Consider the following 23,582-nt stretch of genomic DNA (forward strand, 5'->3'; position numbering starts at 1 on the left):
ATGCAAGACGCCATATTGACTGGTAGACCGTGGGGGAGGTTGCGATGCGGGCGATGGTCCAGACCGGTTTCGGCGGCGCCGAGGTGCTGAGCCTGCGGCACCTGCCCGATCCCGAGCCGGGCCCGGCCGACGTGGTCGTCCGGGTGCACACCGCCGCCGTCAACCGCCTCGACCTGCTCCAGCGGCGCACCGCCCTGCTGCCCGGCTTCCAGCTGCCCCACATCGGCGGCATGGACGTCGCCGGCCAGGTCGACGCCGTCGGACCGCAGGTCACCACGGTACGCCCCGGCGACCGGGTGCTGATCGACCCGACGATCGGCTGCGGAGGCTGCGCCACCTGCAAGGACGGCCAACCGGGCTACTGCGCCACGCTGGCCGTGGTCGGCGGGAACCGCCCCGGCGGCTTCGCCGAGTACGTCACCGTCCCGGCCACCGTCGTGCACCGGGTGCCCGCCCACGTCGACCTCGCCGAGGCCGCCGCGCTGCCCACCGCGTGGAGCCTCGGCTGGCACGCCGTGCACCGCGTCGGCGCGGTCCGCCCCGGGGAGTGGGTGCTGGTGCAGGCCGCCACGAGCGCGGTCAGCATCGCCGCCGTCCAACTCGCCCGCCGGGCCGGCGCCCGGGTGCTCGCGGTGGCGCGTACCGAAGCCAAGCGGGCCGTCGCCGCCGACCTCGGCGCGGACGTGCTCGACCTCGACGAGCACACCGTCGAGCGGGTACGCGAGCACACCGACGGCCACGGCGTCGACCTGGTCGTCGACCACGTCGGCACCGCCACCTGGGCCACCTCGCTGGCCAGCCTGCGCACCGGCGGCCGGATCGTGCTGCTCGGCAACACCACGGGCGACCAGGTCAGTTTCTCCCTCTCCGACGTCTACCGGCGCGGTCTGCGGCTGCTCGGGGCGGGGGCGTACCGCCCGGCCGACTTCGCCGACATGCTCGACGCCTACTTCGCCGGCGGCCTGCGGGTGCTCCGGGGCGCGGAGTACCCCCTGACCGACCTGGCGCAGGCGTACGCCCGGCAGGAGTCCGGCGACCTCGTCGGCAAGATCCTCGTCCGGCCATGACCACCACCCCGACGGCGACCCCCGCCGACCCCCGCCCGGCGGACCTGCTGATCGTCGACGCCGAGATCGTCACCATGGCCCCCGACCGGGCGGTCGTCCCCGGCGGCACGATCGCCGTGGTCGACGGCCGGATCGCCGCGATCGGCCCGGCGGCGACCCTGCGCGCGGCGTACCCGGGCAGCCCCGAACTCGACGCCACCGGCTGCGTGGTCGTCCCCGGCCTGGTCAACGCCCACCAGCACACCACCGCCGACCCGCTGGTGCGCAGCAGCATCCCCGACGACGTCCCGGCCCAGCAGGCGATCTTCGACTGGATCGTGCCGCTGCACGCCGCGGTCACCGGCGACGACGACGAACTGTCGGCCACCCTCACCGCCGTCGAGTCGCTCAGCTACGGGGTCACCACCCTGCTGGAACCCGGCACGGTGGCGCACCCGCTGCGGGTCGCCGCCGGGCTGCGTACCGCCGGCATCCGGGCCCGGGTCGGCGGCTGGGGGTGGGACGCCCCCGACGCGCCGTACGCCATGCCGGCCGCCGACACCCTCGCCGTGCAGGCCGACACCGTCGCCGCCCTGGCCGGCGACCCGCTGGTCACCGGCTGGATCACCCTGGTCGGGCACGACCTGGTCAGCGACGCGCTGTTCACCGGCGCGGCGGAGCTGGCCGACCGGCTCGACGTGGGCATGACCTGGCACCTGTCGCCCGGCCCCGAGGACGCCGCCGCCTACGCCGCCGCCGGCCGGGCCCGGCCGGTACGCCACCTGGCCGACCTCGGCGTGCTCAGCCCCCGGCTGCTGCTCGGCCACGCGGTGTGGCTCGACGACGCCGAGGTCGACGCGCTCGTCGGGACCGGCACCGCCGTCGCCTCCTGCCCAGGGGCCTACCTGCGGCTCGGCCAGGGCTTCACCCGGGCCGGCCGGCACACCGCCCTGCACCGGGCCGGCGGCCGGCTCGCGCTGGGCTGCGACTCGCACAACGCCGGGGACACCCCCGACCTGTGGCGGGCCGCCCGACTCTTCGCCGGCCTGGAGCGGGACCGGGGCGTCCCCGACCCGCTGCGCGCCGACGAGGTCTTCGCCCTGGCCACCGTCGACGGCGCCGCCGCCGTCGGGCTCGGGGCACTGACCGGCTCGATCGAGGTCGGCAAGGCCGCCGACCTGGTGCTGCTCGACACCCGGACCATCCCCTGGATTCCGCGCGGTGACCTGCCCACCCAGCTCGTCTGGGGCGCGGCCGGGCACACCGTCCGGGACGTCCTGGTCGACGGCCGGCTGGTGGTCCGCGACCGGCGGATCACCACCGTCGACGTCGACGCCCTGCGCGAGGAGGCCGCCCAGCGTCGGGCCGCCCTGCTGCGCCGGGTCGGCATCGACATCCCCCCTCGCTGGCCCAGCGTGCCAGCGACCGAGTTCTCCGCGCGCCGGTCCGTGCCGGGCGGCGCGCCGACCCCACGTGAAGGGAAAGCACCATGACAATGAGGATTGCTCGGGGTCCGGCGGCGCTGCTCGCCGGAGCGCTGGGATTCGCCCTGGTCGGTTGCGCGAGCAACGACGCGACCGCGCCGTCGGCGGGAGGGTCGGCCAGCAGCGGTACGGCCCCCGCCGGGCAGCCCGACGCCAACGGTGACGGCAAGGTCGTCATCGGCGTGCTCAGCCCCGGCGACATCAACGACAACGGCTACTACGAGAGCTTCGTCGTCGGTGCCGAGAAGTTCGCCACCGAGAAGGGCTGGCAGGTCATCAAGCGCGGCAACGTGCCGCCGACCGAGGCGCTCAGCGCCGCCCGCGCGCTGTGTCAGCAGGGCGTGGACATGGTGGCGCTCGGGGCCTCCGAGCTCAAGGACGCCATCCCGGCCTCCGAGGAGCCGGTCTGCGCCAAGACCTCCTGGTACGTGCCGTCGTCGGAGAACATCCCGCAGACGCCCCGGGTGACGCTGTCCAGCGACGACCCCAACCAGAGCATGCTCGCCGCCGGGTACGCCACCGGCCTGGTCATGCAGGAGAAGAACGCCACCAAGGCCGGCTTCGTCACCGGCATGGAGGCCGACTTCTCGGTCAACGCCGCCAAGGCGTACAAGGCCGGCATCCGGATGGTGGTGCCGAACGCGACCCTGGTGACCACCTACACCGGTGACTTCAACGACTCGGCGAAGGCCCGGGAGGCCGTCCAGGCGCAGATCAGCCAGGGCGTCAAGGTCGTCTACCCGTACCTGGGCGGGGCCACCGACGCCGCCGCCAAGCTGGCCAACACCGGCGGCGCGCTCACCCTGACCCCGGGCACCGACCGGTGCGACTCGACCGACCCGCGCTTCGACATCTCGGTCATCTTCGACCCGGGCGCGTACTTCGCCGCCGCGCTGGAGCTGTTCGCCAAGGGTGAGATGACCCTCGGCACCACCAAGAAGTGGGAGCTGGGCAAGGACCCGTACCCGGCCGTCAAGATCTGCAAGGCGACCCCGGAGCAGACCCAGAAGATGGACGCCTTCGTCGCCGACGTGGCCAGCGGCAAGACCGACACCGCCGCGACGGTCGCCAAGCTCGGCTCCTGACCCCCGCTGCCCGACGACCAACGAGGTGAAACGGACTGTGGACGTTGACGACCAGCTGACGCCGGCTCTCACCCTGCGCGGGGTCAGCAAGCGTTACGGTCCGGTCGTCGCCTGCGACGCCGTGGATCTCGCCGTACGACCCGGCGAGATCCACGGCCTGCTCGGCGAGAACGGGGCCGGAAAGTCGACCCTGATGAAGATCCTGCTCGGGTTGGTACACCGCGACGCCGGCACCATCACGCGCGGCACCGAACCGGTCGAGATCGACAGTCCGCAGGTCGCCGCCGACCTCGGCCTGGGCATGGTGCACCAGCACTTCAGCCTGATCGAACCGCTCACCGTCTGGGAGAACGTCATCCTCGGCGACACCGGGCGGATCGACCGGGCGGCGGCCTGCGCCCAGGTCGAGGAGGTGTCCCGCCGCTACGGGCTGCCCATCGACCCGAACGTGCGGGTCGACCGGCTCTCCGCCGGGGAACGGCAGCGGGTCGAACTGATCAAGTGCCTGCGCCGTGACCCGTCCATCCTGATCCTGGACGAGCCGACCTCGGTGCTCACCCAGGCCGAGTCGGCGGAGCTGTTCACCGTGCTGCGCCGGGTGGTGCAGGCGGAACGGCGGGCGGTCATCCTGATCAGCCACAAGCTCGCCGAGATCATGGCGGCCACCGACCGGGTGACCGTGCTGCGGCGCGGCGCGGTGGCGTTCCACGGCGCGACGAAGGACACCACCGCCCAGCAACTCGCCCGGCAGATGGTCGGCCGGGAGGTGTCGTTGCAGTCCGAGAGCGCGGCGCTGGGCCTGCTGCCCGTCGAACGTCCCGAACCGGTCGACGGCGTCGCCACCGGTGCCGCCCCGGCGGCCGGCGACCCGGCAGCGCCGGAGCAGCCGGCGGCACTGCGGCTGCGCGAGGTGACCCTGCTCGTCGGCGGCCTGCCGGTGCTGGACAAGCTCAGCCTCGACGTCGCCCCCGGCGAGATCGTCGGCCTGTACGGCGTCGAGGGCAACGGCCAGGCCACCGTCGGTGAGCTGCTGTCCGGGCTGCTCGTCCCCGACTCCGGCACCGTCGAGCTCGACGGCCGGCCGGTCGACCTGGTGCGGCCCGGCGCGCTGCACACCGCCGGGCTCGGCATCGTGCCCGAGGACCGGCACCACTCCGGCGTGGTGCTCGACATGAGCGTCGCCGAGAACCTGGTGATGAAGTCCCTCGCCGGGGTCAGCTCACGCGGGGTGCTCAGCCGGCGGCGGATGCACCGGATCGCCCAGCGGCAGATGGTCGAGTTCAACATCGTGGCCCCCTCGCCGGACACCCCGCTGCGCAGCCTCTCCGGCGGCAACCAGCAGCGGGTGGTGCTGGCCCGGGAACTGTCCGCCGGGCCGAAGGCGCTGGTCGCCGCCCAACCGACCCATGGGCTGGACGTCGGCGCGATCGAAGACATGTACGTGCGGCTGCGGCAGGCCGCCGCGGAAGGGGTGGCGGTGTTGCTGATCTCCACGGAACTGGAGGAGGTGATGGCCCTGGCCAACCGGATCGCGGTGATCTCCTCCGGCCGGATCGTCGGGGTGCTCCCCACCGCCGAGGCCACCGCCGAGCGGCTCGGCATGCTGGTCGGCGGGGTGAGTCACTGATGGCCACCCTCGGTATCGACGGCACCGGCCAGCGGCTGCTGCGTCGGCTCAACCCCGGCCCCGGTGGCTGGCAGGTCGGCCTCGCCACCGTCGCCACGATCGGCGTCGCGCTCGGCCTGTCCGCCCTGCTGATCGCGGTCACCGGCGGCTCACCGACCGCCTCCACCAAGGCCCTCTACCAGGGCAGCATGGCGTCCCCGGCGGCCTGGTCCACCTCCCTGCTGTACGTCGCGCCGCTGCTGCTGGTCGCCGTCGGGGCGTGCGTCAGCGCCCGCTCCGGCTTCTTCAACATCGGCCAGGAGGGGCAGGTGCTGATCGGCGCGCTCGCCGGCGCGTGGGTCGGCCTGCGGCTGGCCGTACCCGGACCGCTGCTGCTGGTGCTGGTGCTGCTCGCCTCGGTGGTCGGTGCCGGCGTCTGGGCCGGGCTCAGCGCGCTGATGTACCGGTTCCGGGGCGTCAACGTCGTGGTCAGCACGATGCTGATGACGTTCCTCGCCCAGCAGCTCATCTCGTTCGCGGTGAACACCCCGTGGCTGCTCCAGGAGTCCCGGCTGGGCCGGGGCACACTGTCCCCGCAGTCCAACCCGGTGCCGGAGAACGCCCGGCTCACCTCCCTCGGCGAATACCCGAACCTCCAGCTCAACGGCGGTCTGGTGCTGGCCGTCGTGGTGGCGGTGGTGCTGGCGCTGGTGATGGCGCGTACCCGCTGGGGTTTCCGGTTGAAGATGGTCGGTCTCAATCCGGCGGCGGCCCGGCACGCCGGGGTGCGGGTCGGCGCCCTGGGCGGCATCGCCCTGGCGATCTCCGGCGCGTTGGCCGGCCTGGCCGGGGCGCTGCTGCTGACCAGTCCGGTCGGCACCAACCGGTTGCAGCCGGGGATGTCGCTCAACATCGGCTGGGACGGCCTGCTGGTCGCCCTGGTCGCCCGGAACAACCCGCTGCTGGCCATCCCGGTGGCGGTGCTGTTCGGCGTGCTGCGGGCCGGCGGCAGCTTCCTGGCCGCCACCGGCGTGCCGTCGTTCCTGGTCGACGTGGTCAAGGCACTGCTGGTGCTGGCGTTCGTCGCACCCCCGGTGGTGATCGGCATGCTGCGCCGACGCCGCCTGGCCGACCAGCCGGCGGCCCCCACCACCCCGACGGTTCCGCCGGCCGCCGCGTCGACCGACCCGGTCGACATGTCGGCCCCGGTTGCCGGGTCCGCCCCGGCGGCACCGGCCCCCTCGACGGCCCCGGTGCCCGGCCCCCGGACCACCGCGCCACGACCGGGGGACCCCGGCGACGCCGGGACCGCCGGCACCAAGGACGCCATGGAAGGCAGGTTGGCATGAGCGCCGCCGACAACATCGCCACCATCCTCTCCAGCGGGGCCCGGCTCACCGTGCCCCTGGCCTTCGCTGCCTGCGGGGAGTACGTCGCCCAGCGCGCCGGCACCCTGAACATCTCGGTCGAGGCGATGATGCTCGGCGCGGCGTTCGGCTCGATCGCGGTCGCCAGCGCCACCGGCAGCGCCACCGTCGGCCTGGTGGCCGGCGCGCTGGTCGGGGTGGCGGTGGCGTTCGTGCACGGCGTCCTGTCGCACCGGGTGCAGATCAACACGTTCGTCGTCGGCCTGGTGCTCAACGCGCTGGTGCTCGGCCTGACCAGCTACCTGATCACGGTGAGCACCTTCACCGGCCACCAGGTCTGGCAGGTGGACGTCCCGGTGCTGCGGGACATCCCGATCATCGGACCGATGCTGTTCGTGCAACGCTGGCCGGTGTATCTGCTGCTGGCGGTGATCCCGCTGACCTGGTGGCTGGTCGAGCGCAGCCGGTGGGGGCTGGAGCTGCGGGCGGTGGGGGAGAACCCGCAGGCCGCCGACGTCAGCGGGATCGAGGTCAACAAGCGACGGCGGCAGGCGCTGCTCTGGTGCGGGCTGCTCGCCGGGCTCGGCGGGGCGTACCTGGCCGTCGGCGAGGTCGGCTCGTTCAACCAGAACATGACCGCCGGCCGGGGCTACCTGGTCATCGCGGCGGTCATCTTCGGGGCCTGGCGGCTCGGCCGGACCCTGATCGGCTGCGTCGTCTTCGGCCTGGCCGATGCGATGCGGCTGGCGCTGCCGGCGCTCGGGGTCACCATGAACTCGCAGCTGCTGATCGCCGCGCCCTACCTGCTGGCCCTGCTGGCGATGCTGGTGTTCGCCACCACCCACCGCGAACCCCGAGCGCTGGCCCAACCGTTCCAACGCGGCACCACCTGACGGGGGACTCCCCGACTCCGGTCCGCCCACACGGCGCAGCGGCCACCCTCCTCCGGTGGCGGTCGCTGCGCCGTGTGGGTTCCTGGGTCGGCACCCGCCCGCCGTGGGGGTCGTTTCTCGTTGCTCACGAGGACCCGGCGGTCCCATGGGGCATACCATGACTTCTTGTCACGATCGGTCGTGACAGCGGGACACTTCCGCAGCGCCTCGCGCGCTTGATTGGCTGGTCAGGCATCCCGGGAGCGATCCGGATGCGCCGCCGATCCGAAAGAAGAACCCATGCGAAAGCCCGTGCGAGTCGTGCTCACCACCCTCGGCGTCCTGGTCGCCGTGCCGGTGCTCCTGCTCGCGACGACCGCCGTGGTGAACGTCGTGGCGACGAAGTCGGAAGCCTCCTCGATCACCCGTTACGGGCAACTCGTCCCCGTGGACGGCAAGCAGATGAACGTGGTGGTCGCGGGCAGCGGTGCCGAGACGATCGTGCTGCTGCCCGGCCTCGGCACCGCCGCCCCCGGACTCGACTTCCAGCCGCTGATCACGGAACTCCAGGGCACCTACCGGGTCGTCGCGGTCGAACCGTTCGGCACCGGCCTGAGCGACCCCGCCGACACCGACCGCACCGCCGCGAACATCACCCGGGAGGTGCACGAGGCGCTGCGGCACCTCGGCGTCGACCGGTACGTGTTGATGGGCCACTCGATCGCCGGGATCTACGCCCTCACCTACGCCGCCAGCTACCCCGACGAACTCGTCGCCTTCGTCGGCATCGACAGCAGCGTCCCCGACCAGCCCGGCTGGGACGACCCGATCCCGACCGGCGTGATCGTCGGCCTGAGCAGGCTCGGCATCACCCGGGCGCTGGCGGCGATCACCGACGACCCGTACGCGGGCCTGCCCTACGACGAGCGGACCCGGGAACAGTTGCGGTTGCTCACCTCCAAGAACACGGCCGCCCCGACCATGGTCGACGAGATGGAGCACGCCCCGGCGAACTTCGCCGCGGTCAGCGGGAAGACCTTCCCGAAGGGGCTGCCCGTCCTGTTGTTCGTCCGGTCGAACGACACCGACGTGGTCGACTGGGTCGCCCTGCACGAGCAGCAGGCGGCCAGCGTCGACACCGGTGAGGTGGTCATCCTGACGGGCGACCACTACCTGCACCACACCCTGTCGCCGGAGATCGCCCAGCGGACCAGGGCCTTCCTGGCGGCCCGGTCGCTACGCTGAGCCGGTGACGGACACCGGGCCGGGCGCACCACGGGTGACCGCCGACCTCCGGGCGATGCGCCTGTTCACCGCGTTCTCCCTGGGGCTGGGGATGCTCATCGGTGGCGTCGTGCAGCTGGTGCTCGGCGTGGGTGCGGCCACCGGCGTGCGGGCGGTTGCCCTGGTCGTCGCGACGGTGGCCGCCGTGCTGGCCGGACTGGCCACGATCCCGCTGTTGCTGCGGGGCCCCGACGACGCGAGGCCCCGCCACCCCCTCGTCCTCGTGCTGCTGGCGCTGTCCGGCGCGGTGTGGGTGGTGGCCGTCGTGCCACCGTTCGCGGGCTGGGGGTGGGCGTTCACCCTCGCGCTGGCGGGCGGGGTGCTCAGTTGTCTCGTCCCTGGCTGGTGGCGCGCGACGGTGATCCTCTGCTCCTGGGCCGCGATCGGTCTCGGCGGCCTCATCGGCGTGCTGGTCCCGCCGCGTCCCACCGTCGCGCCGTGGCGCGCCGAAGCGGGTGCCGAGGCTATCGTGATCAGCACCCTCGCGCTGTTCACGCTGCTGCCCCTGAGCGCGGTCTGGGTGCAGCAGGTGGTGCTGCGACTGGAACACGCCCGCAGGCTCGCCTCCGACCTGGCGGTGGCACAGGAGCGGCTCCGGTTCGCGACCGACCTGCACGACATCCAGGGCCACAACCTTCAGGTGATCGCGTTGAAGAGTGAACTGGCGGAGCGCCTGCTGACCGGTCAGCCCGAGCGGGCCGGCCGGGAGATCGCCGAGATCCGCCGGATCGTGCAGGTGGCCCTCGACGACACCCGTGCCGTGGTGAACGACTACCGCACCGTCACCGTGGCGACGGAGGCGCGCAACGCGGCGGCGGTGCTGCGGTCCGCCGGCATCCGCTGCACGGAACGCATCGACACCCCGGACCTGCCCGTCGCCCTCGGCGCGGTGTTCGCCGTCGCGATCAGGGAGGCCGTGACCAACGTGCTGCGGCACAGCAGGGCGACCGAAGCCACCATCGAACTCGTCCGCGTCGCGGCGGAGTACCGGCTGACCGTCACCAACAACGCCGCGGGGGCGTCGCGTGGCGACGGAACGGGCCTGGCCGGCCTCGCCGACCGCGTCGCGGCCCAGCGCGGGACGGTCGAGACCACCCGGGAGGACGGCACCTTCACGCTGATCGTCCGGGTGCCCACGACGGACGCCGACACGCCGGGGCCGGTTCCCGAGGCACCGACCCGGCCGAGAAGACGACGGAGGACCCGCCGGTGATCCGGATCGTGATCGCCGACGACGAGGAACTCATCCGGGGCGCGCTCGTGGCGTTGCTCTCCCTCGAACCCGACATCGAGGTCGTCGCGGACGTCGCCGACGGTGAAGCCGCAATCGCGGCTGCCGTCGCCCACCACCCCGACCTGACCCTGCTCGATCTGGAAATGCCCGGACTCGACGGGGTCGACGCCGCCCGACGACTGCTGCGTCTCGTCACGACACAGGTCGTCATCGTCACCCGACACGCCCGACCGGGCACCCTGAAGCGGGCGCTGAACGCCGGAGTGCACGGGTTCGTGCCGAAGTCCACCCCGGCGTCGGAGCTGGCCAGGATCATCCGGTCGGTGGCCTCCGGCGAACGCTACATCGACGCCCGCCTCGCCGCGTCGGCACTCACCGAGCAGGAGAGCCCGTTGACGCCCCGGGAGATCGACGTACTGAGACTGACCCGGGATGGCCTGCCCACCAAGAACATCGCGCGGCAGCTCGGCCTCGCCCACGGCACCGTCCGCAACCACATCTCGTCCGCGATGGCGACGTTGAACGTCGATTCGCGAGCCGCCGCCGCCACGATCGCCTGGGAACAGGGCTGGATCTGAACGCCCCGCCGACGCTTTTCACTATTTCGCCGAAGTAGCGGTATCGAAGCGCCATGATGCCACAACATCGGCGCCATTGAGTCGATTACGCGACGCGTGTCCGACGGATGGTCACCGTTATCCGGTGGCGGGCCGGGTGAGCGGGCGTCACGCATCCGGTGGATCGGGTGTACGTTCCGTGGTGGCAGCCTGCCGGTTCAGGCCAGGGGGGATCTCGTGTCACCCGGGAGTGTGCTGATGCCCCGTCGCCCAATTCCTGTTGATCCGTCGATCGGTGATCGTATTCGCGCCCGCCGTGAGCTGCGTGGCTGGAGCGTGCGGTACGCGGCCAGCCGGGCCGGCATCTCCCACACGTCGTGGTCATGCATCGAGCGGGGGCAGCAGCGCACCGACCGGTACATGGTGGTGGATCTGGCGGCGGCCCTGGAACGTCCGCCGTTCCCGTGTCCTGTCCGCCCTGGGCAGCTAGGAGAACCCGCCCAGCGTCGAGGCGGGTCATCTTGTCAGGTTGGTCAGGCAGGCGCCGAACCTGAGTTCTCCACCTGGTTGGTAGGCGTTGTCGGGGGTGAGAATGGGTTCGTGCAGGGCCACCAGGTCCCGGGTCTTTGACGGCCGGGAGGTAGCGGCTAGCCCTGCCCTGATCGCCTTCTCCAGACGGTCGCAGGCGAGCAGCCGCCGCTGGCCTGTGTGCTGGTGCCACCACCACTGACCGTTCAGGTACCGCATCAGCTCGGTGGCCAATTGCATGTCATCCATGGGCTCGATGACTCCAGGAGCGACGATCGCGCGAATCTCGCTGGACAGACCCACCGCCCTGATCATGTGGGCGACCATCGCGGTGGTGCCGAATGCGGGCAGGGTGCGTCCAGTGGCGCGGACCGCTTCAAAGGCGAGCGGGGCGTTCAACAGGGGAGAGACCACGACCGGCGCGACGCCGACATAGGCCAGAGCAGCGCTCTGGCCGAGTCCGGGCAGCTCGACGCCGTGTAGGACGGCGACGTCGTACAGGTCGGTCCGAACACCTTCCGAATCGTGCATGACCCGCAGCTGGTCATCGTCGAGCAGCAACACGTGCACGTCGAGCTCGGTGGCTGCGGTGTGCTCGTCGGCGAACAGGTCGGCGTAAAGATAGCCCTGACCGGACAAGCCGCCGGCCACCACGTCAAAACCGCGGAGCCGCGCGGGCAGTACGGGGACGACGGTGCCACGACCGGGTGCGGCATATCGGTAGTGGCTCATCTTGAGGCGCAGGGTGGCCGGGTTGCGGTTGCCGCCGTACGCGAGGACGGGATAGCGGGTGGCGATGGCCGGCAACGAACGGGTGTGGAGCAGATCGTTGAGTGATGTTCCGTCAGTCAGAGTGAGACTCCGGTCCAGGCCATGAACCTCGTTGTCCACGAGGACGAACGGGCCGTCCGGGTGGGCGCCGGGGTAGGTGAACGGATGGCTGCGCGCTGCCTCCCAGTAGCTCATGAAGCGGACTGTGCCTCCTCCAGCGCCTGAAGGCAATATCGATTGCCCGGATCGTCGGCGAGGCCTTCCTGCGCGACCTCTGCCGCCTTGTCCGGATGACCGACCAGGATGAGCCGGCTGGCGAATTCGGCGCGTAGCTTGGCGCGCACTGCGGGAGCTGAGCCCTCGGTCACGGCCCGCCGATGTGCGGTCCAGGCATCGTCGTCACGACCACCGAGATCCAGCAGCACGCAGGCCAGCTCGTTCCAGCCCTGCGGGTACCTGCCGCCCTCGGCCGCCACGATTGCGAGGGCACGTTGGTAGCTCTTCTCGGCGGCGGCCGGGTTGCCGAGCAACCGGTCCACGTTGCCCAGGTTGGCCCAGCCGAAATGCAGGTCAGGATGCGCCTTCAGGGATTCCAGGAAGTAAGCCCGGGCCTTCCGGTACGACTGGGCATCCGAGCCACGTTCTTTGAGACCGGCCTCAGTCATGTGCTGGTAGCCGAGGTTGTTGTACAGCACGGCTGGGACCGGGGCGTTCACAGCACGTAGCGTCTCGATTGCATCCTCATAGATCGGAATGGACGCCCGCACGTCGTCCTCCTCCTCGGTGACGTGCTGGGCGAACGCCTCGGCGTATCGGGCCAGGGCGTAGCCCTCCATCGCATTGCGGTATACCCGTCGCGACAGGTTTCTCTGCTTCAGACGTTCTCTGGTCTTGACCACAGCATGTGCGGCGGCGCTGCGGCTCGCCGCCAGCACACCCGGGGTTTCCATGCCGAACCGGTGGTAGAGCTGACAGTTGGCTAGTGCGGTGCCTGTCAGGCAAAGCCCGATCAGCCCGTCCATGCCGGGAGCGAGACGTCCCGAGGAAGCGTAGGCAACCGCGAAGTGTTCTAAGGACGTCTTCGTTGGTTCGCCCTCGTATTCGTTGTAGCCGAGCGCTCCAAGAGCGTAGTTGACGACCGGACTGAGTGGGTCTGCTTGGCGCGCGGAGAGCAGGATTCGCCGACACCGGGCGGTCGACGGACGACCTTCGTCGATCCAGATCCGGTTAGATGCGGTCGCGCACGCACGGACGAACCAGTAAGCGCCGTCACGCGGGTCTACCACGTTGAGAATCCGGGCCGTCACCTCGTCGATCGCGGTCAGCTTCAAGCCTGCGTCCGGGACCCCACTGGTCAGGCCCCGTTCGATCGAGACGGGCGGTAGGACACAGGATCGCCCACGAAACACCACGGTGGCGATGACCGCCTCTCCGGCCACGCTGACTCGGACGGTCGCAGTCGACCAGATCCTCGGCGACAACCTTCCGGCCCGGACTCGCAGCGCCCGCGGCGGCCGCACAGCGAGTGGCAACGACATTCGCACACCTTCCACCTGTCGGGAAAGTCCCTGCTGACGGGTCATTTCGGCAGCGATATCCCGGGCGGTGTCGGCGGCATGAGGCGTGGCCGGGACGAGGAGCACCCGACGCACCTTCATCCACCTCTCATCAACCGACTGCGGGAGTGCGCCGTCCGGATCGTCCTCTGGCCAACGGGTGCGTTCATCGGAACGGGCGCTGCAGCGTCCCTGCACCCCGTCCAGCCGGGCATCGGTCAGGTCGGCGCCGCGTAGGTCGCAGCCGGTGAGGACCGCTCCACGGAGGTCTACGGACCGTAGTACCGCGCCAATGGCCTTGCACCCGGTCAGATCGGCCCGGGCCAGCGAAGTGCCGGTGAGTTCAGCGCCGGAGAGATCGGCCAGGGTCAGGACGGCCTCGGAGAGGTTGGCACCGAGCAACTGCGCGCCGGTCAGATCGGCGCGTGCCAGATGGCCGCCGCCGAGGTCGGCGAAGTGCAGGACAGCGCCGGTCAGACGGGCTCCGGCGAGCCGTACCGAGGTAGCCCGGACGTACCTGAACTGGGCACCGTCGAGCTGCGCCTCCTCCAGATCCGTACGCAGCAACGACGCCCGGGTCAGGTCCGCTCCACTGAGGCGGCTGCCGCTCAGGTCGGCGTCGTCGAGAACCGCGGCCGAGAGCACGCTCCCGGTGAGGTCCGTGCCGCTCAGATCTGCCTCGGTTAGCCGACACCGGGTCATTCGGGCCTCACGTGCGCGCGCCGCCTTCATGGTGGCCCGGCTGAGGTCGGCATCGGTCAGGTCAGCTCCGTCGAGCACGATCCGGTCGAGGACCGCGTGTGTTAGGTCGCTACCCACGAGCTGGGCCGATTCGAGGTTCTTGCCGCGCAGGTAGACATCAGTGAGCCTGCGACCCGACAGGTCGATACCAGGCAGATTGATGCTAGAGGTGAGTAGGAGCCGCAGGTCAGCCTCCTTCTCCTGGGACTGATTGCGCTGGGCCATCGTGTACTGCACAAAAGCGAAGACCAGACCGGTGATCGCGCCGCCGATAAGGCTTGCGCCGATGTCAGGCAGAATCGTGTTGCTCGGATTCACCAACCCCAGGGTCGCGCCAAAAATGAGCGGAACCAGCGCGAGCAGGAACACGGCAACCCATGGCGCTGGCCGCGCGCCGGTGAGAAACGATGAACGGATGCTTTCCGGCTTGTCTTGCGGGAACTTGCGCTTCCGCCTCATCCAACTATTGGAACGAAGCGATCAGCCGGCCGGCGAGTCGCGTTCCCGACAAGGTGCAGCCACTTCTCGCGCCAAACGATGCCTAGCTAGGACTGAGCCATCGCCTTCGACTCCTGGCGCGTCAACGGACCCTTCTGGCGTCGACGATCAAATCAACCGAATAGGGGCTCCCGCTGCCGCTACTCAGATGATCGACAGTGGACAAAGGCTGCGGCGTTCCTGGGCGACAGGCCAGAGATCGGCGAAATGGCGGCTGGGCCTAGCCTGTCTTGTCGATCAGGAAACGAGTGGCAGAGCGTCTTGGCTAGAGTCTCGCCGTGGTTATGGCCAACATGGTGGAGAAGTTTGGCGTGGACACTTTTCTTGGACGTGCATGGGATCTGCCATGAGAGGTCATCGAGCCGCTGCGTGCGCATGTGGGGCGGGTCTGCTGCACCGATAGATGACCGTTTCAGTCACGCGGTTTGACTGGCCGGTGGGGTCACGGTGGTCTCGTACTCGATGGGGGTCTACCGGGACAGGGATCGTTGGCGTCGTCGGCGGTGGTAGGCCCGTTCGGCCCAGGTCACGATCGCGGCCCTGAGCTGTTGGCGGGTGGTCCAGGTGCGCCGGTCGAGGACGTTGTTCTGCAGCAGGCCGAAGAACGATCCCATGGCAGCGTTGTCGCCGGTGGGGGCGATGGGTCGTCCGCCGGGCAGCACCGACCCGAGATGTCGTCGATCCCCTGCTCCCGTAGACCTCATCCCCCGGTCTACCCAGTCAACAGAAGAGGGTTATGCGGTGCCGGGGCGGTCGGTAGCGTTGGTGTGACGGCGGCCGGTGGGCCGGCGGCGCATCCTGTGCTGACAAGGAGGTCGGGGTGGATTCTTTGCCGGAGTTGACGTTCGGGCAGCGGCTGAAGGTCTACCGGGAGCGTTCCGGGAAGACCCGCGCAGTGCTCGGCGGGTTGGTCGGCCGGAGTGCCGAGTGGGTCAAGGCGGTGGAGACCGATCGCATTCTGCCGCCGCGTATTCACATGTTGGACCGGATCGCGCGCGCCCTCAAGGTCGACGTCTCCGTCCTCGCTGGCGAACTGGGCAACCGGTCGGCGGTGGTCAACGGCCCGGAGCATCCGGCACTGGCGTCGGTGCGGGACGCGGTGAACCGCTTCGTGGTCCTCCCGGACGCCCCGGCCGAGTCGTTGTCCAGCCTGCGGGAGCGGCTCGCGGCGGCGTGGCGGGCGCGTCATCAGGCGTCGGATCACCGGACGGTGCTGGGCGCCCTGCTGCCCGGGCTGCTGCGGGATGTGCACCATGCCGCGTTGGCGTATGAGGGTGGGCAACGACGACAGGCGCAGGCGTTGTTGGCCGAGACGCTCGGGCTGGTGCAGATGTTCCTCGCCTACCAGCCCGCTGCGGAGCTGATCTGGCGGGTTGCGGATCGGGCGATGGTGGCGGCACAGGAGTCGGGCGACCCCGAGGCGATCGCCCGCGCGGGGTGGTTCCTGGGGCAGGTGCACCGCGACACCGGGGACTGGGACACCGCGATGGCGGTGACGCTGGACGTGCTGTCCGCCCTGGACTCCCGGGCGGCTGAGGGGGATGCGGGTCTGCTGGCCCTGTGGGGGGCGCTGAACTTCGAGGCCGCCTACACCGCCGCTCGGGCGGGGGAGGAAGGCCGGGCATGGCGGTACTGGGACCGCGCGGACCGGGTCGCGCAGCGCCTGCCACAGGGCTTCTACCAGCCGCAGACGTCGTTCTCCCAGGTCATCATGGGTGCTCATGCGGTGACCGTGGCGGTGGAGTTGCAGAAGCCCGGCGAGGCGGTGCGACAGGCGCGTCGGCACGAGGCGGCGGCGATTCCGTCGAGGCCGCGCCGGGCGCGGCACCTCATCGAGGTCGCCCGGGCGCACTACGGGAAGGGCGACAAGGAGACGACCGTGGCGACGCTCCGGCAGGCGTACGAGTCGGCCCCGGAGACGATCCGCTTCAACGGGTACGCCCGACAGATCACCCTGGACCTGCTCGACGGTCCACGTTCCACCCGCGATGAGGCCCGCGACCTGGCGGTGAAGGTCGGCCTCGTCCCGTGAACCGGGGGTAGGAACCCTACCCGTTCAGCACTGTCACCCTACGTAGCGTCTTCCGCGCGGGATGCGGCGGGCGGTGCGATTTCGCCTGGTCGCCGCGTCCCGCTCGGCATCGGGGCGAAGACTGCCCCGCTGATCCGGCGCGGCGGCCCTCCAGTACACCGTCGCGCCCTTTCCGAAGGGGACGCTCGTGGGTGACAAGGACAGTGATCGGGACGGAAGCCGGGGTGAGGAGATCCAGGCGGCGGAGCGGGAGGCGGCGCGGCAGCGGCTGCTCGCACAGGCCGAGGCGGACCGGATACCGGTGGAGGAGACGACCCGGGCGGTGCCGGATCGGCGGTGGCGTCGTGGACGGCAGTGAGGTGTTGCCGGTGGGTCGGCGGGTGGCGTACTGGCGGGGGCGGCGCAGGTTGTCGCAGCAGGTGTTCGCCGATCGGCTGGGCAAGTCGAAGAGCTGGGTGGACAAGGTGGAGCGGGGTGTCCGCACGTTGGACAAGGTGTCCACCCTCCAGGACATCGCCGGCGTCCTGCGGATCGACACGAGCGTGCTGCTCGGTCGGGACGTTCTGCCGGCCGAGGTGGCCGGGCAGGTCGAGGGGGTGGGGCGGGTCCGGGAGGCGTTGTCGACGTACGACGTCGTGGTGGGTCGGCCGGCGGCGCCGGGTCAGGCATCGTCAGCGGATCGGCTGGCGCGGGACGTCGCCCACGCCTGGGTGACGTTTCAGCATGCCCGCTATCTACAGGTGACCGGGATGCTCCCGGGCCTGTTGGTCGCCGCGCAGCGTGCCCATGCAGACGATCCGGTGGTGGGGCGGTCGGTATTGGTGCAGGCGTACCGGCTCACCGCGTCGTTGCTGGTCAAACTGGGTGAGGTGGATCTGGCGTGGTTGGCCGCCGACCGGGCGATGACCATCGCGGCCGGTGACGCGGTGCTGGTGGCCACCGCCACCGTGCAACTCGGCCAGGTGCTCCGAGCTTCGGGGCGGGCTCGGATGGCCAGGTCGACGGCGCTTGCTGCCGCGTACCGGATAGCCCCGCCCGACCTCGACGACGCGCCCGCTGCGGAGCTGTCGCTGTGCGGGACGCTTGTGGTGCAGGCGGCACTGGCCGCTGCCCGGGACGGCGACGATCGGGCCTCCGTCGACCTGCTCGACGAGGCCGCCGCGATGGCGGCCCGGGTCGGCGACGGGCACGACCACCATCGGACCGCGTTCGGGCCGGTCGCGGTGGATCTGGCCCGGGTCGCCGCCGCTCTCGACCTGGGCCACGCGGATGATGCGGTGGCGTGGCACGAGAAGACCGTCGCCCGTGACGCCTGGCGGTGGCTACCCGCCGAGCACCGCGCCGCGCACCTGCTCGACGCCGCCCGCGCCTACCTGCACGCCGGCGACCCGGGCAACGCCGCCCGCGCCCTGCTCGCCGCCGAGCGCACCGCACCCTACGAGGTACGCCACCGGCCCGCCGCCCGCGCGGTGCTCGCCCAACTCGTCCACGACCCGCACGCCCCCGCCACGATCGTCCAGCTCGCCGCCGCCCTCCGGGTGACCTGAGGATGACCGCCCCGTTGCTGTCGCTGGTCCAGATCCGCAACCGGCTGATCCTCCAGGCCCGCCACGCCGGGCGACTCACCGCCGAAGGGCGCTGCCCCCTGTGCGGGACGGTCAGGGACGGCGGCGCAGGGTCGGGTCGGTCAGGGCCGGCAGCCGGTAGCCGGCGTCGGCCGGGTTGACGTCGTGGCCGGGCCGGACCAGTTCGTCGATCCGGTCCAGCACGTCGGCCGGCAGCCCGGCCGGCTCCCCGGCGGGTAGTTGGCTGCGCAGCTGGGCGAGGGTACGCGGGCCGATGATGGCGCTGGTGACCGCCGGGTGGCTCAGCACGAAGCCGAGCGCCAGGTCGATCAGCGTCAGACCGCTCTCGTCGGCGAGGGTGGCCAGCTCGTCGACCAGGGCGAGCTTGCGGTCCCGGGCGGCGGCGTCGCGGAAGTCGAAGTGGTCGCCGTTGCGCCCGGCGCGGGAGTCCGCCGGTACGGCCGTCGACCGGTACTTGCCGGTCAGCCAGCCGCCGTTGAGCGGGCTGAACACCAGCACGCCGAGCCGGTACCGCTCGCTGGTGGGCAGAGCGGCGGCCTCGACACCCCGGGTGAGGACCGAGTAGCCGAGCTGTTCGGTGGTGAAGCGTTCCCGCTGCCGGCGTTCGGCCACCCACTGCGCCTCGACGAGCTGCTCGGCGGGGAACGCCGAGGTGCCGATCATCCGGACCTTGCCCTCCCGGACCAGGTCGGTCAGCGCGCCGAGGGTCTCGTCGACGTCGGTGAGCGGGTCGGGGCGGTGCACCTGGTAGAGGTCGATCCAGTCGGTGCCGAGCCGGCGCAGGCTGCCGTCGACCGCCTGCCGGATCCAGCGGCGGGAGTTGCCCCGGCGGTTGCGGTCGTCGCCCATCGGCTCGTGGAACTTGGTGGCCAGCACGACGTCGTCGCGCCGGCCGCGCAGCGCCCGGCCGAGGATCTCCTCGGACTCGCCGTGGGCGTACACGTCGGCGGTGTCGACCAGGTTGATCCCGGCGTCGAGCGCCTCGGCGACGATCCGGTGGCACTCCTGCTCGTCGGTGTTGCCCCAGGCGCCGAACATCATGGTGCCCAGGCAGAGGGTGCTCACCTCGACCCCGGTCCCACCCAGTCTGCGGTACTGCATGATCCGATCGTCCTCCCGTACGCGATGTGCCCCCACGCTGGCACGCGGGCCGGCCGACGGCACCGTCCCGGCGCGTCGAACCCGGCGTGCCGGCTTTGTGTCCCCGGCACATCGCCCCCGCCGGCAAAGAGTGAATAGGCTGGTGGACGCGATAGTGATGGACATTTCGGTACGGTGGAGGTAACAGTGGCGACCGGCCTGACCCAAGCCCGATGGACGCATGTGGCGTTGCCTACCGGCGACCTCGACAAGGCGATCTCGTTCTACACCACGCTCACCCCGCTGGTGGTGGTGGAGCGGTTCGCCGACGCCGACGGCGAGAGCGTCTGGCTCTCCAACGACAAGCAGGTCGAGACCCCGTTCGTGCTGGTGCTCGTCTCCTTCAACAAGGACAAGGGCGGCCAGCTCGGCCTGCTGCACCCGTTCGCGCACATCGGCATCGAGGTGCCGCAGCGTTCGGACGTCGACGAGATCGCCGGGCGGGCCCGCGAGCTGGGTTGCCTGCACTGGGAGCCGCGTCAGATGCCGCCGCCGGTCGGCTACATCTGCGCGCTGAAGGACCCCGACGGCAACGTCATCGAGATCTCCCACGACCAGCAGGTCTTCGACACCGTGCGGCGTCGGTGGGGGAGCTGACCGCAGCGTCCACCCGCGCCGCCGTGCAGCGGTACCTGGCGGCGCTGAACGCCCACGACGCCGATGCCGTGGCCGGCTGCGTGAGCGTCGACTTCGTCAACGAGCACACCGCCGCCCTCGGCCGGACGGTGGTCGGCCGGGCCCGCTACCGGGCCCGGCTCGACGGCTTCCTGGCCGAGTTCGTCGACCTGCGCTACGAGGTGGAGGAACTGCTCGCCGACGCCGACCGGGCGGCGGTGGCGTACCGGATGTCGTTCCGGCTGGCCTCGGCCGGCCGGGCCCCGGTGCGCATCCGTGGCGTGTTCCGGTTCCGGGTCGACGCCGACGGCCTGATCGCCCACCGGGTCGACTACTGGGACAGCGGCGAGGTGCACCGCCAGCTCGCAGGGGCACCCGAACCGCCGCCCGTCCCCGGTTCGGGGGCGGGCGGCCCGGCGTAGCCGGTTTCCGGATCCGGCGTGCGGTGGTGTCCGTGTCGCCGGATCCGGCCCGTGCTCGGTAGAGTTCGCCTTTCGGCGGACGGCGAGTGCGAGGTGGCGCGGTGACGGGCGGAGTCGACGAGTCGGCAGGTGACGCGCCGGCGATCCAGACCGTGCAGCGGGCCGCCACCATCCTCCAGGCGTTCTCCGTGGAGCGGCCCCGGCTCACCCTGGCCGAGCTGACCGCCGACCTGGCCGTCAGCCGGGCCACCGCGCACCGGTACGCCCGCGCGCTGCGGGCGGCCAACCTGCTGCGCTTCGACACGGCCACCGCCACCTACACGCTGGGTCCGCAGGTGCTGGCGATGGAGGCCGCCGCCCGCGCGGCGCTGCCCATCGTCACCGCCGCCGAACCGCACCTGGACCGGCTGACCCGGCTGACCAACCAGACCTCGGTGCTCAGCGTGTGGAACGGTGAGGCGCCCACGGTGGTCCGCTGCATGGACAACACCAGCGGCGACGTGCGGCTCAGTGTGCGCACCGGTTCGCCGTTGGATCTGTTGCGCTCGGCGCAGGGTCGGGTCTTCTGCGCCTACCTGTCGGCCGCCGAGGCGCCCGCGGTGGCCCGCCAGCTGCGGCTGTCGGCGGGCCTGCGGGCCGTCGTCGAGCAGGTCCGCCGGGACGGCTACGCGGCCAACTCGCCCGAGGATTTCGGGGTACGCGTGCTGGCCGCCCCGGTGTTCGAGCGGACCCAGGTGGTGGCCGCGCTGGCCGTGCTGGGCACCAGCACGGCGCTGTCCGGCGCGGTGGAGGCCGCGGCGGCGGACAGCCTGCGGCTGGTGGCCCGGGAGTTGTCCGAGGCGCTCGGCGCGGGCTGACCCCGACCGCCGGCCCGGTGACCCGACCGGCGTGCCGCGGTCGGGCTGCGGTGGCAGGTCAGCGGCTGCCGTTGCCGGCCGGGGGGTGCTGGCCGTTGCCGTTACCGGGCAGGTGGTGGCCGTTGCCGCCGCTGCCCAGTTCGGCGGTGACCAGGGCGGCGACGCGTTGCAGGGCGATGGCGAGTGTGCTGTCGGTGCCCTCGGGGACCGAGGTGGTGGTGCCGACGATGGCCATCGCGGCGATCAGGGTGCTGCCCCGGAAGATCGGCGCGGCGATGCTGCGGACCCCGTTGGCCGAGGGCGTGTTGGCCGAGATGCCGGTCCGTCGGATCTTCTCGACCTCCCGGCGCAGCTCGGCGGAGGCGGCGATCTCGTCGGCCAGCCCCGGCACGTCGGCCTCGGGGAGGAAGGCGCAGAACACCCGGCCCTGGGCGGATTCGGTGCGGGACAGCCGGGAGCCGGTCCGGACGCTGACCCGGATCACCCGGTCGGTGTTGTCGTCGGCGCGGACCACCACGGCGGTGTCGCCGTCCCAGACGCTGAGCACGACCGTCTCGTCGATCTCGCGGACCAGTTGCTGCATGCGCGGGCCGGCGATGCTGATCACCGGCATCGCCGCGCGGGCGGCGGCGGAGAGGGTCAGGATCTGCGGGCCGAGGGAGTAAAGTCCCTCCCGCTCGTCGTAGCGCAGCAGGTTGCTCTCCCGCAGCGCCTTGGTGTAGCGGTGCGCGGTGGCCTTGCTGGTGCCGAGGCTGGCGGTGAGTTCGTTGAGGCTCAGGCGCGGGCGGGCCGCGGTGAACGCATTGAGGATGACCGCCGCGCGCTGCACGGTCTGGATCGCCGGTGAGCTGGGGTCAGCGCTCTTGACCGGCGAAGGGGCATCGTCCGCCATCTGGATTCCTTTGTGCGCAGAGTGAGACAGTATCATGGCATATGACACGTCAGCCTGTCGATGCCTGCTGGTGGCGCACCGCGATGTCGGCGTACAACCGGGCGAAACGCACCAGTTCCGACAGGGCGTACCGGTCCCGTCGCGGGTCGGCCGGATCGGGCGGTAACGCCGGCGGACCCAGCCGTACGGTGGGCACCCCCCGGGCGCGCAGCACCACCCCGTCGGTCGACCCGGTCCACCCGCGCAGCGGCGCCGGTGGCCGGCCGTACGCGGCGAGCCAGGCGTCGCCGGCGTGCCGGCAGATCGGCGCGGTGGGCGGGGTGGCCGCGGACGGGTGGGCCGGATGTCCGGCCACGGCCAGCCCGCAGTCGGCCAGCGGGGTGTTGCGCAGCCGCCGGGTCAGGGTGGCCCGCAGCGCGTCGGTGATCTGCCGCGGATCGTCGCCGGGCACCGTGGTCAGGTAGAGGTGCAGGTCCAGCACCCCGGGCAGCAGGTCGGGCTTGCCCGGCTGGCCGGCGCGGACCGCCCCCAGGCCCAGTTCCGCCCCGACCTGGGCGTCCGGGTCGGCCCGCTGGGCCAGGTGGGCCCGGCGGAACTCCTCCAGCGCCTCGACCACCACGCCGAGGTGGGCGAGCAGCCCGCCGGGGGGTGTGGCGGTGTCCCGGAACAGCGCCGGGTGGAACCCGCTGGACAGGCGTACCCGCAGGAACATCGCCCCCGGTTCGGCGGTGAGGATGCCCGGTGGGCTGGTCTTGGCCACGATCGCGGCGGCCGGCCGTGGCCGCCCGCGCAGGTGGTGCAGGACCCCGCCGGTGGTGGGGGCCGGCGCGACGCCGTCCTCCGGGCCGGCGGTGAGGTCGTCGCGGTGGGTGCCGGTGGCGGCGAGCAGCAGGGTCAGCCGGTGCGGCCGGCCGGCGGCCCGCAGGGTCTCGGCAGCGGCGGCGTAGCCGACCAGGGCGGCGGCGGCCGCGGCCCGCGCCACCCCGAGGCCGAAGCCGCTGACCACCTCGTTGGCCGGGCCGGACAGTTCCAGCGCGGGGGCGGGGGTGCGCCGGCCGGTGATCGGGGCGTCGAAGTCGTTCCCGCCGGTCAGCGAGGTGTCCAGGTGCGAGTAGATCAACAGCTCGGGGTGGTCGCCCAGGTCGGTGCCGCCGACCAGGTTGGCGCTGTCGGGCGTGGTCGGGGTGCGCTCCAGCGGGTCGACCTGCCAGGACAGCTCCGGCCAGCGGGTGGCGGCCCAGTCGGCGACCCGCAGCGCGGTGGCCCGCTCCCGACCGTACGGGCTGGGCTGGGCGGTGAGCGCGGCCAGGGCGTCGACCAGGGTGGCCTCGTCGACCGCCCGCGCGGCGGCGTGGCGCAGGGGCGCCGGTACCTCGTCGTCCATCCGCTCCCTCTCGCCAGCGTGACTT

At 71.7% G+C, this 23,582-nt stretch carries 20 protein-coding genes and 2 pseudogenes; 16 read left to right on the forward strand and 6 right to left on the reverse strand.

What is annotated here, in order from left to right; all coding sequences use genetic code 11:
• Positions 1 to 44: 44 nt before the first annotated feature.
• The 10 genes and pseudogenes from ACN267_RS05380 to ACN267_RS05425 form a co-directional block, all read left to right on the forward strand.
• Positions 45 to 1,067, forward strand: coding sequence for a zinc-binding dehydrogenase (locus tag ACN267_RS05380; protein WP_281896499.1), 1,023 nt, complete (start codon positions 45 to 47; stop codon positions 1,065 to 1,067).
• Positions 1,064 to 2,539 carry an amidohydrolase family protein gene (locus ACN267_RS05385; protein ID WP_421488079.1) on the forward strand — a complete coding sequence of 492 codons (1,476 nt, stop codon included), beginning with the start codon at positions 1,064 to 1,066 and terminating at the stop codon, positions 2,537 to 2,539. Before ACN267_RS05380 ends, ACN267_RS05385 begins: the two co-directional genes overlap by 4 nt.
• Positions 2,536 to 3,615, forward strand: coding sequence for a BMP family ABC transporter substrate-binding protein (locus ACN267_RS05390; protein ID WP_421488080.1), 1,080 nt, complete (start codon positions 2,536 to 2,538; stop codon positions 3,613 to 3,615). Before ACN267_RS05385 ends, ACN267_RS05390 begins: the two co-directional genes overlap by 4 nt.
• Positions 3,616 to 3,652: 37 nt before the next feature.
• Entirely contained in the window at positions 3,653 to 5,242 is a 1,590-nt protein-coding gene (locus ACN267_RS05395) for an ABC transporter ATP-binding protein (RefSeq protein WP_421488081.1), read from the forward strand.
• Positions 5,242 to 6,570: an ABC transporter permease gene (locus tag ACN267_RS05400; protein ID WP_421488082.1), complete on the forward strand. Its 1,329-nt coding sequence runs from the start codon at positions 5,242 to 5,244 to the stop codon at positions 6,568 to 6,570. The genes ACN267_RS05395 and ACN267_RS05400 overlap by 1 nt, the downstream gene beginning before the upstream one ends.
• Positions 6,567 to 7,481 carry an ABC transporter permease gene (locus ACN267_RS05405; RefSeq protein WP_421488083.1) on the forward strand — a complete coding sequence of 305 codons (915 nt, stop codon included), beginning with the start codon at positions 6,567 to 6,569 and terminating at the stop codon, positions 7,479 to 7,481. Before ACN267_RS05400 ends, ACN267_RS05405 begins: the two co-directional genes overlap by 4 nt.
• A 279-nt stretch (positions 7,482 to 7,760) precedes the next feature.
• Positions 7,761 to 8,705 (forward strand): alpha/beta fold hydrolase, encoded by a 945-nt coding sequence (locus ACN267_RS05410; protein WP_421488084.1) that lies wholly within the window; start codon positions 7,761 to 7,763, stop codon positions 8,703 to 8,705.
• A gap of 4 nt (positions 8,706 to 8,709) precedes the next feature.
• Positions 8,710 to 9,957 (forward strand): sensor histidine kinase, encoded by a 1,248-nt coding sequence (locus ACN267_RS05415; RefSeq protein WP_421488085.1) that lies wholly within the window; start codon positions 8,710 to 8,712, stop codon positions 9,955 to 9,957.
• A complete protein-coding gene (locus ACN267_RS05420) occupies positions 9,954 to 10,556 on the forward strand; it encodes a response regulator (protein WP_421488086.1) in 603 nt (200 codons plus the stop codon). The genes ACN267_RS05415 and ACN267_RS05420 overlap by 4 nt, the downstream gene beginning before the upstream one ends.
• Positions 10,557 to 10,826: 270 nt before the next feature.
• A pseudogene (locus tag ACN267_RS05425) lies at positions 10,827 to 11,045 on the forward strand (helix-turn-helix domain-containing protein); the annotation flags it as partial.
• 6 nt (positions 11,046 to 11,051) lie between these two features.
• On the opposite strand, the gene ACN267_RS05430 reads toward ACN267_RS05425, so the two are convergent.
• The 3 genes and pseudogenes from ACN267_RS05430 to ACN267_RS05440 all read right to left on the reverse strand — a co-directional run.
• Positions 11,052 to 12,029, reverse strand: a complete 978-nt coding sequence (locus ACN267_RS05430; RefSeq protein WP_421488087.1) for a hypothetical protein — start codon at positions 12,027 to 12,029, stop codon at positions 11,052 to 11,054.
• Positions 12,026 to 14,590, reverse strand: coding sequence for a pentapeptide repeat-containing protein (locus tag ACN267_RS05435; protein ID WP_421488088.1), 2,565 nt, complete (start codon positions 14,588 to 14,590; stop codon positions 12,026 to 12,028). The genes ACN267_RS05430 and ACN267_RS05435 overlap by 4 nt, the downstream gene beginning before the upstream one ends.
• A 509-nt stretch (positions 14,591 to 15,099) precedes the next feature.
• Positions 15,100 to 15,270, reverse strand: a pseudogene (locus tag ACN267_RS05440) (IS3 family transposase); the annotation flags it as partial.
• A 179-nt stretch (positions 15,271 to 15,449) separates the two neighbouring features.
• Between ACN267_RS05440 and ACN267_RS05445 the strand changes: the two are divergent.
• From ACN267_RS05445 to ACN267_RS05455, 3 genes are all read left to right on the forward strand, one after another.
• On the forward strand, positions 15,450 to 16,661 hold the full coding sequence (locus tag ACN267_RS05445) for a helix-turn-helix domain-containing protein (protein ID WP_421488089.1): 1,212 nt from the start codon (positions 15,450 to 15,452) through the stop codon (positions 16,659 to 16,661).
• 187 nt (positions 16,662 to 16,848) lie between these two features.
• The gene (locus ACN267_RS05450) at positions 16,849 to 17,019 is read left to right on the forward strand and encodes a hypothetical protein (protein WP_421488090.1); all 171 of its coding nucleotides are present in this window, start codon (positions 16,849 to 16,851) and stop codon (positions 17,017 to 17,019) included.
• Positions 17,006 to 18,208 (forward strand): helix-turn-helix domain-containing protein, encoded by a 1,203-nt coding sequence (locus ACN267_RS05455; protein ID WP_421488091.1) that lies wholly within the window; start codon positions 17,006 to 17,008, stop codon positions 18,206 to 18,208. Before ACN267_RS05450 ends, ACN267_RS05455 begins: the two co-directional genes overlap by 14 nt.
• Positions 18,209 to 18,319: 111 nt before the next feature.
• Here the strand turns inward: ACN267_RS05455 and ACN267_RS05460 are convergent, their stop codons facing one another.
• Positions 18,320 to 19,348, reverse strand: coding sequence for an aldo/keto reductase (locus ACN267_RS05460; protein ID WP_421488092.1), 1,029 nt, complete (start codon positions 19,346 to 19,348; stop codon positions 18,320 to 18,322).
• A gap of 222 nt (positions 19,349 to 19,570) precedes the next feature.
• Between ACN267_RS05460 and ACN267_RS05465 the strand changes: the two genes are divergently transcribed.
• From ACN267_RS05465 to ACN267_RS05475, 3 genes are all read left to right on the forward strand, one after another.
• Entirely contained in the window at positions 19,571 to 19,984 is a 414-nt protein-coding gene (locus tag ACN267_RS05465) for a VOC family protein (protein WP_240762839.1), read from the forward strand.
• The gene (locus tag ACN267_RS05470) at positions 19,972 to 20,424 is read left to right on the forward strand and encodes a nuclear transport factor 2 family protein (RefSeq protein ID WP_245855058.1); all 453 of its coding nucleotides are present in this window, start codon (positions 19,972 to 19,974) and stop codon (positions 20,422 to 20,424) included. The genes ACN267_RS05465 and ACN267_RS05470 overlap by 13 nt, the downstream gene beginning before the upstream one ends.
• Positions 20,425 to 20,525: 101 nt before the next feature.
• Positions 20,526 to 21,281, forward strand: a complete 756-nt coding sequence (locus ACN267_RS05475) for an IclR family transcriptional regulator (RefSeq protein WP_204961601.1) — start codon at positions 20,526 to 20,528, stop codon at positions 21,279 to 21,281.
• Between the two features lie 58 nt (positions 21,282 to 21,339).
• Here the strand turns inward: ACN267_RS05475 and ACN267_RS05480 are convergent, their stop codons facing one another.
• Both ACN267_RS05480 and ACN267_RS05485 read right to left on the reverse strand, forming a co-directional pair.
• On the reverse strand, positions 21,340 to 22,173 hold the full coding sequence (locus ACN267_RS05480; RefSeq protein ID WP_421488093.1) for an IclR family transcriptional regulator: 834 nt from the start codon (positions 22,171 to 22,173) through the stop codon (positions 21,340 to 21,342).
• 49 nt (positions 22,174 to 22,222) lie between these two features.
• A complete protein-coding gene (locus ACN267_RS05485; RefSeq protein ID WP_421488094.1) occupies positions 22,223 to 23,557 on the reverse strand; it encodes a hypothetical protein in 1,335 nt (444 codons plus the stop codon).
• Positions 23,558 to 23,582 lie beyond the last annotated feature (25 nt).

This window comes from Micromonospora sp. WMMD734, assembly GCF_049178975.1.
GTDB classification, from domain to species: Bacteria; Actinomycetota; Actinomycetes; order Mycobacteriales; family Micromonosporaceae; genus Micromonospora; species Micromonospora wenchangensis.

Coding starts and splice junctions, on each gene's coding strand:
- ACN267_RS05410 (WP_421488084.1), top strand. CDS start 7,761: ATGCGAAAGCCCGTGCGAGTCGTGCTCACCACCCTCGGCGTCCTGGTC.
- ACN267_RS05390 (WP_421488080.1), top strand. CDS start 2,536: ATGACAATGAGGATTGCTCGGGGTCCGGCGGCGCTGCTCGCCGGAGCG.
- ACN267_RS05460 (WP_421488092.1), bottom strand. CDS start 19,348: ATGCAGTACCGCAGACTGGGTGGGACCGGGGTCGAGGTGAGCACCCTC.
- ACN267_RS05485 (WP_421488094.1), bottom strand. CDS start 23,557: ATGGACGACGAGGTACCGGCGCCCCTGCGCCACGCCGCCGCGCGGGCG.
- ACN267_RS05430 (WP_421488087.1), bottom strand. CDS start 12,029: ATGAGCTACTGGGAGGCAGCGCGCAGCCATCCGTTCACCTACCCCGGC.
- ACN267_RS05380 (WP_281896499.1), top strand. CDS start 45: ATGCGGGCGATGGTCCAGACCGGTTTCGGCGGCGCCGAGGTGCTGAGC.
- ACN267_RS05435 (WP_421488088.1), bottom strand. CDS start 14,590: ATGAGGCGGAAGCGCAAGTTCCCGCAAGACAAGCCGGAAAGCATCCGT.
- ACN267_RS05405 (WP_421488083.1), top strand. CDS start 6,567: ATGAGCGCCGCCGACAACATCGCCACCATCCTCTCCAGCGGGGCCCGG.
- ACN267_RS05480 (WP_421488093.1), bottom strand. CDS start 22,173: ATGGCGGACGATGCCCCTTCGCCGGTCAAGAGCGCTGACCCCAGCTCA.
- ACN267_RS05400 (WP_421488082.1), top strand. CDS start 5,242: ATGGCCACCCTCGGTATCGACGGCACCGGCCAGCGGCTGCTGCGTCGG.
- ACN267_RS05385 (WP_421488079.1), top strand. CDS start 1,064: ATGACCACCACCCCGACGGCGACCCCCGCCGACCCCCGCCCGGCGGAC.